Origin of the sequence: Persicitalea sp. (assembly GCF_041751555.1) — a bacterium.
Lineage (GTDB): Bacteria > Bacteroidota > Bacteroidia > Cytophagales > Spirosomataceae > Persicitalea.
In genome coordinates this window covers 1-13,243 of sequence record NZ_JBGSXF010000085.1, presented here as the reverse complement: position 1 = coordinate 13,243, position 13,243 = coordinate 1, and the positions used below count along the sequence as shown (strand labels likewise).

The 13,243-nt window shown below is 51.8% G+C and carries 12 protein-coding genes; 8 read left to right on the top strand and 4 right to left on the bottom strand.

Features of this window, described 5'->3' with window-relative positions; all coding sequences use genetic code 11:
• Positions 1-1,076 (bottom strand): sulfite oxidase (locus ACEW8P_RS02830; RefSeq protein WP_373511598.1); only part of this gene is annotated, 1,076 nt, incomplete at its 3' end.
• Positions 1,077-1,350: 274 nt separating this feature from the next.
• Here ACEW8P_RS02830 and ACEW8P_RS02825 point away from each other — a divergent pair.
• Together ACEW8P_RS02825 and ACEW8P_RS02820 are read left to right on the top strand one after the other, a co-directional pair.
• Positions 1,351-1,875 (top strand): NADPH-dependent FMN reductase, encoded by a 525-nt coding sequence (locus tag ACEW8P_RS02825; RefSeq protein ID WP_373511597.1) that lies wholly within the window; start codon positions 1,351-1,353, stop codon positions 1,873-1,875.
• Between the two features lie 493 nt (positions 1,876-2,368).
• Entirely contained in the window at positions 2,369-3,484 is a 1,116-nt protein-coding gene (locus tag ACEW8P_RS02820) for an alkane 1-monooxygenase (RefSeq protein WP_373511596.1), read from the top strand.
• Between the two features lie 26 nt (positions 3,485-3,510).
• Here ACEW8P_RS02820 and ACEW8P_RS02815 read toward each other — a convergent pair whose 3' ends face one another.
• Positions 3,511-4,359, bottom strand: coding sequence for a type II CAAX prenyl endopeptidase Rce1 family protein (locus ACEW8P_RS02815; RefSeq protein WP_373511595.1), 849 nt, complete (start codon positions 4,357-4,359; stop codon positions 3,511-3,513).
• 78 nt (positions 4,360-4,437) lie between these two features.
• Between ACEW8P_RS02815 and ACEW8P_RS02810 the strand changes: the two genes are divergently transcribed.
• The 6 genes from ACEW8P_RS02810 (at position 4,438) to ACEW8P_RS02785 (ending at position 11,881) form a co-directional block, all read left to right on the top strand.
• Complete coding sequence (locus ACEW8P_RS02810) at positions 4,438-5,550, top strand: hypothetical protein (protein ID WP_373511594.1); 1,113 nt, start codon at positions 4,438-4,440, stop codon at positions 5,548-5,550.
• Between the two features lie 3 nt (positions 5,551-5,553).
• Positions 5,554-6,768 (top strand): hypothetical protein, encoded by a 1,215-nt coding sequence (locus tag ACEW8P_RS02805; protein WP_373511593.1) that lies wholly within the window; start codon positions 5,554-5,556, stop codon positions 6,766-6,768.
• A 3-nt stretch (positions 6,769-6,771) separates the two neighbouring features.
• On the top strand, positions 6,772-8,877 hold the full coding sequence (locus ACEW8P_RS02800; protein ID WP_373511592.1) for a 7TM-DISM domain-containing protein: 2,106 nt from the start codon (positions 6,772-6,774) through the stop codon (positions 8,875-8,877).
• A gap of 138 nt (positions 8,878-9,015) precedes the next feature.
• Complete coding sequence (gene ffh, locus ACEW8P_RS02795; protein ID WP_373511591.1) at positions 9,016-10,338, top strand: signal recognition particle protein; 1,323 nt, start codon at positions 9,016-9,018, stop codon at positions 10,336-10,338.
• 33 nt (positions 10,339-10,371) lie between these two features.
• The gene (locus ACEW8P_RS02790) at positions 10,372-10,875 is read left to right on the top strand and encodes a hypothetical protein (RefSeq protein WP_373511590.1); all 504 of its coding nucleotides are present in this window, start codon (positions 10,372-10,374) and stop codon (positions 10,873-10,875) included.
• Between the two features lie 55 nt (positions 10,876-10,930).
• The gene (locus tag ACEW8P_RS02785; protein ID WP_373511589.1) at positions 10,931-11,881 is read left to right on the top strand and encodes a D-2-hydroxyacid dehydrogenase; all 951 of its coding nucleotides are present in this window, start codon (positions 10,931-10,933) and stop codon (positions 11,879-11,881) included.
• Here the strand turns inward: ACEW8P_RS02785 and ACEW8P_RS02780 are convergent.
• Both ACEW8P_RS02780 and ACEW8P_RS02775 read right to left on the bottom strand, forming a co-directional pair.
• Positions 11,878-12,756, bottom strand: coding sequence for a MerR family transcriptional regulator (locus ACEW8P_RS02780; RefSeq protein WP_373511588.1), 879 nt, complete (start codon positions 12,754-12,756; stop codon positions 11,878-11,880). The two genes, ACEW8P_RS02785 and ACEW8P_RS02780, sit on opposite strands and share 4 nt — an antisense overlap.
• Positions 12,757-12,829: 73 nt before the next feature.
• On the bottom strand, positions 12,830-13,243 hold a 414-nt coding region (locus ACEW8P_RS02775; RefSeq protein WP_373511587.1), incomplete at its 5' end, for a carotenoid biosynthesis protein.

Below are 13,243 nucleotides of genomic sequence, written 5' to 3'. Positions count from 1 at the left end.
GACCAGTGCTGCCACGCCAGGCGGTTTTTGGGAGCTTTCAGGTCACACTTTTGCCAGGTGCTGCCGTAGTCCAGTGACACCATCGTTTCTCTCACCGCCAGGTCACCCGCCCAGGCGTGACCACGGACGGCGAGCGTTTGGCCAGTTTCCAAAATCGCACCCGAACGCGGGTAAGTAATCAACGACTTCACAGGCATTGATTCAATGATTTTCATATCCTCGTCTGGTACTTTGGCCCCGGGCTCCACCGGATAAGCCGGAACGCGGTAGCTGTCGCCGCCCATTTTCTCGCCGTCGTGAACGATGTTTCTGATCGATATCCGGTTGAGCCACTTGCCCGAGGTAGAGGCGGGCCAACCGCCAATGACCAACCGCAACGGCGGGCCATGCATGATGGGAATATCCTTACCGTTCATGGCCCAGGCCAGTAGCGTCTCGTCTTCCAGCGCCTTGGACATCGGGACGCCGCGCGAGATGGGGTCTTTCTTGGGATCTCCACTGAGGTGGGTGTCGTTGCCATAGTAGCCGATATAGACCGCGTCAGGCTTGATGCCGACGCTTTCCAGCACGTCTTTGAGCCGCACGCCAGTCCATTCGGCGCAACTCACCGCGCCTTCGCCCCATTGATTACCCGAGGCAGGTGGGTTGTAGCCGTTGCGGCCATTTCCCCCGCATTCCAGCGTCAGTTGGTAGGTGTGGTTCTTAAATTTAGTCTTTAAATCTTGCATCGTGAAGGTCTTTTTCGCTCTGGCCGACTCACCGTCGATGGTTAGCGTCCAGGTTTTCAGGTTTGCGTCGGCGGGCGGGTTGCCATTGTTACGGATGAACATCTTGTCGGCGGGCGTCACGGCGTCGTCCAGCAGGTGGGCGGGCGTTTCCACGTTCCAGGGTCGGTCGCTCAGCAGAATTAGGTTCTTGTCTTTGCCGGCGGGTAGTTCGCCTCCTTCCAGCACGAGCGGTGTGTAGTGGGCAGGCATTTTATCGGCAAAGGCCACCTTTGTTCCCAAAGTGGCGGTCAGCGAAGCTAGTACGCTCTTTTTCAAAAAGCCCCGGCGGTCGTGAAATGATTTTTTCATGTTGGAAAAACGCAAGAACGATTGATTTCTTTCAGCCAGACAAGGTACGACCGGATTCTTACAAACCCTAAAAGCACACGACTCCTCAAAAGCACACGACTCCTCACCAAAATCGCACCAACGACAAACTAATTCACCCAACTTTGGCTTTTGATAAAAGCACATTTTTCTCTCTGCAAAACCTAAAAAGTGAAAAAACCGGAGGTGCGGTTAAGCCAAATATTGATTTGCAAGAACCGGCACTACCCACTCTCCACTCTCCACCAAAAAATAAATGATTACCATCGTCGCCGGCACCAATCGTCCTCTTTCCAAAACCATCGAAGTTGCCCATTTTTATCAACACCTCCTGCAAAGGCACCAGGCAACCAGTCAAATTCTGGATTTGGCCGACCTGCCCGATGATTTCGTTTTCTCGGCCCTTTACAATAACGTGGGCCAAAACGATAGCTTCAACGCACTGCACGATGTTATGGCGGGTTCGGAGAAGTTCGTCTTCGTCGTGCCGGAGTACAACAACTCCTTTCCCGGTGTTCTTAAAGCTTTTATCGACGGAATGAGCTACCCCAGTGTTTTGACCAATAAAAAATGCGCCCTCGTGGGGATTTCAGATGGCGTTCAGGGTAATTCGTTGGGTCTAAGCCATTTTACCGATGTCCTGAATTACCTTGGCATGAACGTGCTGGCCCAAAAAGTGCGGATTCCGTTCATGCAGAAGAACTTTGTGGATGGCGCAATCAAAGACGACTTTATAAATAAACTTATTGACGAACAGGCGGGACTGTTATTGGAGTTTTAACTGAGCTGTTCGATTCAATCTAAAATTACTACCTAATTAGCTAAGTTATTTAATTATAAGTGTTACGACAAACCTATTGATTGATCTCAGAAAAGACTTGAAAAATGAAATACGTATTAACATTTTCTACTATTTTCATTCTACAATCATGTGAGCAAGTTTCATGCGACAGTAGAGCAGAAAGGCTAAGAAATAAAGTATGTAATATCATAGTTCAGAAAACTCCATCGTCTGGAATGCTGTTTGAAATTAGAGGTAAGAGCCTGAATGATAACTCATTCAGTAGATATACAGATCAAGGTGAAGCATGGTACACTACTTTTAACGATAAAATATCGGAGGGGGATACGGTGATAAAAAGAGTTGGAGAATTGAATTTCTATATTCACAAAAGGGATACTGTTTTAAGATATTCATTTGAATGTAACAGAGAAGTTTACGATTAATAAACATACCGATTCTTTTTGAATTACCACTAATAACTGAACAGACTATGAAACTCACAAAAAAGATCAGCTTCCTGGCTTCTTATTCCCTCGTACTGGTCATCGTGGGCAGCTACTACCTGGGCGGTGCGGCCTGGACTTTTGCGGGGGTGGTGTTCGCCTACGTCGTCATTCCGCTGCTGGATGAATGGCTGGGCCGCGACCCAAACAATGTGCTGAAATCAGAATTCGATCAACTGACCCAGGATCGCTACTTCGACGTACTGGTTTATTCGCACGTGTACATTCAGTACGGATTGCTGTTTTGGGGTAGTTACGTGCTAACCTTCGATCCACTGACGGCCAGTCAAGCCATCGGTTTGATCGTGAGCCTGGGCGTTTACGCTTCCTCTATCATTAATGTAGCTCATGAATTGGGTCACCGCTCCCTTCCGGTGACGCAGTTTCACGCCCGGCTGGCGTTGCTGTCGGTGAGTTATATGCACTTCGTGATCGAGCATAATCGAGGCCATCACGTTCATGTCGCCACACCAAGCGACCCGGCAACCTCGCACAAAAACCAGACGGTGTACGCCTTTTGGCGGCAATCGGTGCTGGGCGGCTACCGCAGCGCCTGGCAGATTGAAGCCAAGCGGCTGGAGCGCGTCGGGCAGCCTACCTGGAGCGTCGCCAACGAAATGATCGGCTTCGCCCTGCTGCCGCTGCTGTTAGTGACAATAATTACGCTCCTCTTTTCCTGGCTCGCCGGACGCATCGTGTGGGTCGTCCCGATCTACTTCATGGTTCAGAGCGTGATCGCCTTTCTGTCGCTGGAATGCGTCAACTATATCGAACACTACGGAATCGTGCGGCGCGAAATGGCACCGGGTCGCTACGAGCGGGTGAATCCTTTGCACTCCTGGAACGCCAACCACCTGCTCAGCAACCTTATACTTTTCCAGCTTCAGCGGCATTCGGATCACCACGCCTTCGCGGCGCGGCCCTACCAGGTGCTGCGCCATTTCGACGAAAGCCCGCAACTACCCTTCGGCTATCCGGTTATGATTTTGATGTCGCTGCTGCCGCCGTTGTGGTTTTCGGTGATGAACCCCCGGCTCGAAAACTGGCAGCGACACGCCTACGACGCGGAACACATCGACGAGGTAGTGCAACAGTTTGCTTAGTGAGGCCCAGACTGGCGAGGCCCGACCTAGCGCAACCCACCGCGGCGGTAAGTCCGCCAGAAAAACCAAATGACGCTCGCCACAATCACTAATGAATAATCTTTGATTTCCGAGCGCCCGACGAGCATCCACGAATTGTTAGAGAAGGCGTGGAAGAGCGTAGCGAAAGCCAGATTCCGCGTGGCGTAGTACACGAAAAAATAAGCCGCCCCCATCGTGAACGGCCCCCACAAAGAAGACAAAGGGTTTTGGTATTGCCACAAATAAGCGGGAATGTGCGTGGCGGTGAAAAACACTAGCACCGCCATAAAAAGCAGCAGCGTCCGCTCCCGCGACAGGCGGCGATTTTCCGCAAACCGGACGGGCAAGTAGCGAAACAAGTACTCCTCGATGAGTGCTCCCGGCATGGAGTTGAGGATAAAGATAGGTAGGAAGCGCTCAAAGCCGCGCGTCGAACCGAGCCTTTGAAACCCTTCCGGTAACCGCAGAGCCAGAAAGAGGTTGGCTGCTCCCCACACCAACAGACCGATGGTCAGGCCACGCAGCCAATCCTGCGCTTTGAAAGCTTGGATAAGCCAGCGGAGGTCGGCGTACTTTTTTACCAAAAAGTAAATGAGCATCGCCTGCACGCTATAAATCATCAGCCCCAGTCCAATGAACGGCCACTTGTCAGCGGACGATCGGGAAGGTTCAATGATATTGAAGTAAAACAGCAGATTGGCCAGCAGCGCGTACATGCCATTGGCAAGCAAAATGAGCCACAACTGCCACAGCTTCACCTTTGGGGCGATGGTGGTATCTTCCAGGGTCGGTTGTTCCAGATTATTTGGCGATTCGATGGCGGCGGTTGTTTTTCGGTAAAGATATGGGAGCATGGGGAATCGGCAAATCTTTCACTATTTTTGGAAAAAATGTGATTCGCATTACCCTCTCAACCAAAAACTTCCTCTCAAATGAACGAACTTTACCAGCCAATCCTGGTCACTTCCCCCGAACCACACCACGCCCCGCAGGATGTGCTCACCCTGTCCCAATTTCTTGACCTCCTTAAAGAAGAGGAGGACTACTACCCAGCCGAACAGCACAACACCGTGCTGATGATTACCCGCCTTCGGAAGATATTCTATGATCAGTGGGGCTGGAATAGTGAGCTTATCCGGGCACGGGCGCACATCGAGACCCGCTACCAGGTTGCCGTAGTGAATGATCCGGCCGAGGTTGATATTCCGAAAAGCCACGCAAAACCTATCACTAGGTACCGGGATAACGAATACCAACCCAAACACAGGGTGATTACTTACCGGGCCGACGACCGCGTCTATGGCAATAGTCGGGTAGGGCAGGTACCGGATATCTACAAAAACGATCATCAGGAGATACTGCTACCAGATGGGTATTATTGTGACGTAGCCCACATCTTGGCTGGGCTGGATGCGGCTAATTTTCCGCAGGTTGTCAGCCCGTTGCCCTCTTTTCTTTCCTTTCTGAATTTCCTGATACCTCACGTGGACGCCAGCATCGATATGGCTACCTGGCTGGGCGACATCGGGAGTTCGTCCGGAGACTTCCTGTTTAAATACCTGAAAAATGATTCCAAGCCCATTAGCAAGGACGAAGAGCAACAGTCCATCGAGCTGGAAGCACCTGGTTCCGATATGCTGGGTAACATCGAGACCTACGTGATTGCCCGGCACTACGCCGTAGCCTCGGCCAACGGGCAGCGCGTGACGGAGATTCTGCGGGATTATTACGAAGACCAAAAAGAGGATGCGTATAGGCGAAACCGTTTTTCGATATATTGCCAGGCAGTGGGCCTCGCGGGCTGGAATGGCGACCACTTTGCCAACGAAGCGCAATGGCTCCATTACTACCATAAGCAACTGCGAAACGAAGTATGCTTTCAGGTTTTCAGCGTCACAGTAGAAAATCTCAAAAGTCTGCTCCTTATGACTAAAATCTATTTCAATGGTTTTCAGGAAGTTTTAAAACTCGATCTGCTGCTGCGGATTTACCTGGATGCGTTGAAAGACCTTATCAAAAAAGAACCCTCCCCTCAACCCGTCTGAACCATGAAACCGCTGAAACAGATTTACTACGTACTCCTCTCGGTGCTGGGGGTGATGTTCCTGCCTTACATTGGCGCCTGGATTAAATACAATGGCAATTTCCCCAAAGACTACTTCGACTTCCCGGCTCTATCGGCCCCCGACAAGGCGGGGTTCAGTGTAGCGGCATTTTCTATGGCAGCCGCCTTTTTCCTGGCGGTGGTCGTGCTGTACGCGTTCCCTCGGGTTTATGGTTTTAAAAAGGTAAAATTCACGCCCGCCAAGCCCTCGGCCAAAATACCCCTGCCGATTTGGTTTTGGGTGGGGCTGGTGGCCTGGGGAGTGACGTTGTTTGTGACTTGGGCAAAGTTTGAGGAACCGCGCTGGCTGTTGAATTGGGCCTACATCCCGCTCTTTTGGGGGTTCACCCTCATGCTCGATGGCTGGGTGTATGTCCGCGCCGATCGAAACTCTCTGCTGAGTAAATCGCCGCACGAAATAATCGGGATAGGAGCAGCAGCTATTTCAGGCTGGATGCTGTTCGAATACCTGAACTTTTTTGTGGATGATAACTGGTTTTATCCCAAAGGGAATATCGTACCCGTCGGTGAGTACACGATATATGCCATCATTGGCTCGTCGGGATTGATGCCCGCCGTATTCGAGATTTACAACCTGATGAACACCTTCCCGGCCTTTCGGCACCGCTACGACCGGGGGCCAAGAATAGCCACGTCCCGAAGAGCCCGCAACATCATCCTGATTGGGGCGCTGGCGGCTCTGTTTTCCATCAGCTTTTTCCCCGAAGTGATGTTTGGCGTTCTCTGGATTTCTCCCCTGATTGTCTTCACGGTAGTACTCGAAGATCTGGGCATCTGGACCCCCCTCACCCCCATAAAAGACGGCAACTGGTCGCCTTTCCTGAAATACTCGCTTTGCTACGTCATCTACGGGCTTTTGCTCGAATGCTGGAATTTCTTCAACGCTACCCACGACCCCTCGAATCCGGCCAACATCACGGCTTACACCCCCGCGCACTGGGTGTACAGTATTCCTTACATTTCTAAATTTCACGTTTTTGAAATGCCAATAGTTGGGTATCTGGGCTATCTGCCCTTTGGGGCCTATTGCGCCGTTTGGTGGATACTGTGCGCCTTTTTGCTCAACATCCCCACTCAGTTCGACCACGACGAATACTCGGAAGTGCGGGCGGAGCCTTTGGAAATCCAAACCAGCTAAACCATGAGAAAAGGGCTACTCCTACTGATGCTGGTGCTTGGGTTTTCCGTGGCAAAAGCCCAGCCGACCATTGTGTGGGATGGTACTGATGAATCCGTCAAAATCGGTCGGCAGGTGTCGTACCTTGAGGATCCAAATGGAAGCCTAACCATCGAACAGGTCAGCGCCGACTCCCTGGCCTCCCGCTTCACCCCATCGGCTAAGGCTATCCTGAATGCTGGGTTTAGCAAATCAGTACACTGGGTTCGGTTCAGCGTGGACAACCGAACTCAGGAACCCATCCTGCTGGAGGTGGCCCAGCCCTATTTGCCCGTCGCCGACCTGTATTACCGGGAGCCGTCGGGGAAATGGCACGTTCAAAAATCGGGGTACTCAGTCAATCTGTACAAAAAAAAGGTTAAGCACTTTTACCAGATTTTCACCCTGCCCGACTATCCCACCCCGGTTTACCTGCGGTACGTATCCTACGCCCATCCCATTCCCTTAGCCATTTGGAATAAACAGGCTTTCGAGGTCAAGTCCAACAAGCAGATCATCGCGTATGGGATGTACTTCGGCGTGTTGCTGTTTGTAATCATCAACAACCTGTTTCTTTTCTTCTCCCTGCGCCGATTCATTTACCTGCAGTATGTCCTTGTGGTCTTCTTCTACATCCTCGATGTGGCCTGTGTCATGGAGGGCTTCATCCTCTACCTCTATCCCGAAATAGACTTGCTGTACTGGTATTTACTGATCCCGAATGCCAGCACGGTAGCTACATTCTGGTTTGCCATCCGGTTTCTGGAAGTCAGGGAGTACGCCCCCAGGCTGTATCGGTTTACTTTGGCGTTATTGGCTTACTGCATTGCGTACACGGTGTGGGCCATATACCTGCCTCTGATGGTCGTGGTGCCTTTGAATCAGGCTAATTCACTTTTTTTCATGGGGTTAGTGCTGTTTTTGGGAATAAAAATGGGACGGAGGGGCAACAGAACTGGCTACTACTATGCTTTCTCCGTCACGATGCTCGTCCTGACGATTTTTGTCGAGATGGTGTACATTCAGACCGGAAGCCCCCCCTACCTTTTCGACCTGACGCACGTATCGGTTGGCATTTTACTGGAAGTGCTTTTCCTGGCGTACATTTTATCCCTGCGGTTTGAATGGGAACGGGAAGAGAACGAAAAAGCCAAAGCCGACGCCCAGCAGCAACTATTGGAAAAAACCAGGGAAAACGAAAAGATTCTCTTGGTTCAAAACGAAACCCTCGAACAGGAGGTAGCCGAACGAACCCAGGCCATCGAACACAAATCGGAGCAACTACAGCAATCCCTCGATCACCTCAAAACTACCCAGGCCCAACTCGTGCAAAATGAAAAACTAGCCAGCCTGGGTGAACTCACGGCGGGCATCGCCCACGAGATTCAGAACCCCCTGAACTTCGTCAACAACTATTCAGATGTGAATCTGGAACTGCTCGAAGAACTCACAGAAGAAATGGACAAGGAAAACCTGGCGGAAGTCCGGCTGCTGCTCAACGACCTGACCGATAACGAGCAGAAAATCAACCACCACGGACACCGGGCCGGGGCCATCGTGCGGGGGATGCTCGATCACGCCCGCACGGTTCCAGGTGATAAAACATCCACCAACCTGAATGCGCTAGCCGATGAGTTTCTGCGGCTGGCTTACCAGAGTGCACGAGCCAAGAGCAGCGATTTTAATTGTCAGCTTCATACAGACTTCGACCCTGGGCTGGGCAAGATCAACATAGTGGGTTCCGAAATAGGGAGGGTGCTGCTGAATCTCTACGGCAATGCCCTCTACTCATTGGTTCAGCGGCAACTTACGTCCGGCCCTGACTACTCACCCGCGCTGTGGGTAAGCACCAGTCATGACGAAGGCAGAAATTCCTCCATCCGCATCCGGGACAACGGCACGGGTATGTCCGAAGAAGTGAAGGCTAAAATCTTCCAGCCTTTTTTCACTACAAAGCCCACGGGCGAGGGCACTGGTTTGGGGCTTTCTTTGAGTTACGATATTATCACCAAAGGCCACAGCGGGACGATCGAGGCGGAGAGCATCGAGGGAGAGGGTACCACCTTTGTGATCGTACTCCCCACTAGCTGAAGTCCTATTTTCCCAATCAGCATCGTATTTTCTTCTTAACTTTGTGAGGATTTGACAGTGAGATGAACATTCCGCACAATATTCACTCATTCACATATTCCCTAACAGCACGGGCTGCCCCGTCATAATTGACCCCATATGTTTGAAAGCTTACAGGATAAATTAAACGCTGCCTTCCGTACCCTCAAAGGCAAAGACCGCATATCGGACATCAACGTGGCCGCCACGACCAAGGAAGTACGCCGCGCCCTGGTGGATGCCGATGTCAACTTCAAGGTTGCGAAGGAAATTACCGACCGCATCAAGGAAAAAGCGCTGGATCGCAAGATTCTGATCTCGGTAGAGCCGGGACAGATGTTCATCAAGATCGTGCAGGAAGAACTGACCGAACTGATGGGCGGCACCGCCGAGAGTATCGACATCAAAGGCGACCCCGCCGTGGTGCTGATCGCGGGTTTACAGGGTTCGGGTAAAACGACCTTTTCCGGCAAACTGGCCGCGATGCTTAAAAAGCAGGGCCGCAACGTACTGCTCACCGCCTGTGACGTGTACCGTCCGGCGGCCATCGACCAGCTCAAAGTACTTGGTGAGCAGATTGGCGTTGAGGTGTATGCCGAACCCGAGAATAAGAACGCGGTCGAGATTGCCGCCAACGCGGTCGCTCACGCCCGCAAGAACAACAAGAAAATCGTGATCGTGGACACCGCCGGACGCCTGGCCGTGGACGAGGTGATGATGCAGGAGGTCGAGGACATCAAGAAGGCCGTGAAGCCGACTGAGATTCTGTTCGTGGTGGACTCCATGACGGGGCAGGACGCAGTCAACACGGCCAAGACCTTCAATGAGCGCTTGAATTTTGACGGGGTAGTATTGACCAAACTCGACGGCGACTCACGTGGTGGCGCGGCCCTGTCCATCCGACAGGTAGTTGAGAAGCCCATCAAGTTCATCAGCACGGGCGAGAAAATGGAGGCCCTCGACGCCTTCCACCCCGACCGCATGGCCAGTCGCATCCTGGGCATGGGCGACGTGGTGTCGCTGGTAGAGCGTGCCCAGCAAGCCTTCGACGAAGACGAAGCCAAGCGCATCAACGCCAAGATGCGGGCCAACAAGTTCGACTTCGACGATTTCCTCGGCCAGTTGCAGCAGATTAAGAAAATGGGCAACATCAAAGACCTCGTGGGCATGATTCCCGGCATGGGCAATGCTATGAAGGATCTGGATGTGGACAACGACTCCTTCAAGCCTATCGAGGCTATTATCCAGTCAATGACTAAAAAGGAGCGCGAGACGCCAGGCATCATCGACGGCAGCCGCAAAAAACGCATCGCCAACGGTAGTGGCACTTCGGTGCAGGAAGTCAACAACCTCATTAAGCAATTTGACGAAATGCGAAAGATGATGAAGAAAATGAACACGATGCAAATGCCGGGCGCGATGAAAAGTGCCATGGGGCGATGAGGGGTGGGGATATATAAGATAGCTTTTTTGGTGGTGTGCTTTGCCTTCGGGCTTTCACAAACTACCCAGGCACAAGGCTCAGCGGCTTACTATCCTTGGAGTGGCTTGTTAGCATTTAGTACTAATCCCAAAAAGGCGATTTGGCTCGATACCCGCTTCCAGACTAACTCTCTTTTCAGCAGCCTGAGCGTGGATTTTTTACCACTTATCAATCTGAAAAGGGGTGAGGTAGTACAATGGTACCTTGGTGGTGGCTTGCGCGTCAATCCCCTCTATCGTATCGGTGACCCGAAGGCTAAACTACTGACCGTAGATGGTTATTCCATTAACCTAGGCGTAAGGGCCTCGCCCTTTTCCCAAAACAAACAAATCCAAATCGCGCTGGAGCTGAACCCTTATATCGCGGATGGCTTTTCGAGTGGGGTATTGAAAAGTCATTTTGGTGTTGTGTACGTTTTCAAAAAGCGGAAGAATAGGGAGCCACAAAGCGAAAAAGTTGGGGTGCCGAACCGCACAGAGCCACAAAGTTTCCAGTAATCAAACGAGTCAGCCCACATCCCTTTTTTACTTTGCCCCTCTCCCACTCAAAAAAATGAAAATCACCTACTTAGACGGTTACACGCTCAACCCAGGCGACCTAAGCTGGGAATCATTAGAGAAACTGGGCGACTTCAAAGTCTATGACCGTACTCCGCCTGAAGATATCGTGGCAAGAGCATCCGATGCCGAGATCATCTTTACCAATAAGGTAGTTTTATCGGCCGAAACGTTGGCTCAATTACCCAAACTCCGCTACATTGGCGTGACCGCCACGGGCTACAACAACGTGGATTTGGCGGCGGCCCGGGCGCAGGACATCGTCGTTACCAACGTACGCGGCTACAGTACCTCCGCCGTGGCGCAACACACATTCTCGCTGCTGCTGGGCTTGACCAACCACACCGAACTTCACAGCCAAAGCGCCCGCGCGGGCGACTGGACGAACGCCACCGACTGGTGTTATTGGAAAACGCCATTGGTGGAAATCTCGGGTAAGACCATCGGTCTCATTGGCCTGGGTGACATCGGAACCCAGGTCGCGCGGATTGCGCTGGCCTTCGGGATGCGGGTGCTGGCGCACCGCAAAAGTGAAGCGTCGGCGGGCGAAGGTATCGAATTGGTGGAGTTGGATGAATTGTTCCGGGAAAGCGATGTAGTCAGTTTGCACTGCCCGCTTACCGAAGATACCAACGAGATTATCAATGCCCAGTCGCTGGCCAAAATGAAATCATCGGCTTACCTTATTAATACCGGGCGTGGGGGACTTGTCCAGGAACAAGATTTGGCCGATGCCCTGAACGCCGAAAAACTGGCCGGAGCTGCCGTGGACGTACTTTCCACCGAACCGCCTGAGGCCAACAACCCGTTGCTTACGGCCAATAACTGCCTGATTACGCCGCACGTGGCGTGGGCGCTTTTTGAGTCGCGGCAAAGGCTCTTGCAAATGGTGGCCGATAACATCGCCGCCTTTCAGCGCGGCCAGCCGACCAACGTCGTCAGCTAGGCACTCGCAAGCTGAATCAAGTCCTGGATTTTGTTGATCAAAACTACATTCGGAGCAGCCTGGATATCCTGACCGACGATTTGATAGCCCGTCAGTAGAATGGTGGAATCAGGAAACTCGGCGGCCAGCTTGTCCACATAAGGCTGCACATCGTTGTTGGCGGGCACCGAGGTGATGGCGGTGAAGATGTAGTCGGGGCTATGGATTTTGTGGGCAAACTCGATTTCGTGGAAGGGCAAGCTTTGGCCCAAATACACCACTTTATTGTTGCGGGCGCGGAGAATGTAATTGGCAAAAAGTAGTCCCATCTCGTGTAGCTCACCCTCGGGCAAAAACAGCAGGAAGGTTTTCGATTTCGGGGTCTGCCGGACTACCTGTCCGTCAATGGCGACGATGATTTTCTGCCGGATGAGGTTGGATATAAAATGCTCCTGCGCCGGCCCGACCGACCCAGTGACCCACAGCGTTCCGATCCGGCTCAGGAAGGGATAAATGATATTGATCATCGAGTCCTCGAAGCCGAATTTCAAAATATTGGTACTGATTATTTTTTCAAAACGTTCTTCGTCCAAATCCAGCATCGAAATAGTGAGGGCGTGGATTTGGTCGGGATAATTAAGTTTGCGATCCGAAAGGGCTACTACCTCCGCGTGCATCTGCTCGGCGGTCATTTTCGAGATTTTCGAAATCTTGTAGCCGTGTTCTTTTAGAAGAGAAATATTCAGGACAAGCTTCATGTCCCGGTCGTCGTAAGTGCGGATGTTGGTGTCCGTGCGCTGCGGCTCTATGATGTTGTACCGCTGCTCCCAAATCCGCAACGTATGCGCCTTAATACCCGATATTTGTTCGAGGTCACGGATTGAATAACTGCTCATGCCTTATTTGAATGCGGTGAGGGTGCTTTTGCCAGTAACAACTTTACGTACATCCCGATTGTTCAGGAAGACCTTAGTCCAACCAATGCAGCAGGCTGTTCAAACCAAAAAACAGGAACTGTAATACCAGTAGCAGGGGAGCCAGAATGTTTTGTTTACGGAAAGGCATTTTGAAATAAATAAAAAACAAACCCGCCGAAATACTATACCAAGCCAGGTAGTTTTGCAACGGAATGGTGTCGCCCTGCCACTGCCAGAAGTCAAGCCGTATTGCCACGGGTTCGATCACGAAATCGAGCAACGTCATTAGACCCGCCGCCATTAACACCTTGGCGATTAGGGCTACGGGCAAACGGTCGGTCACGCTGCCACACAGGTAGCTAAGCATGAGCCAGTTGGTGCCGATGACGAGCGGTACTTCCGCAATCTTGAAGCCAAGCGCATCGCCGTAAGCATACTCGCCAAAAATGACTCCCGTCTGCACCCC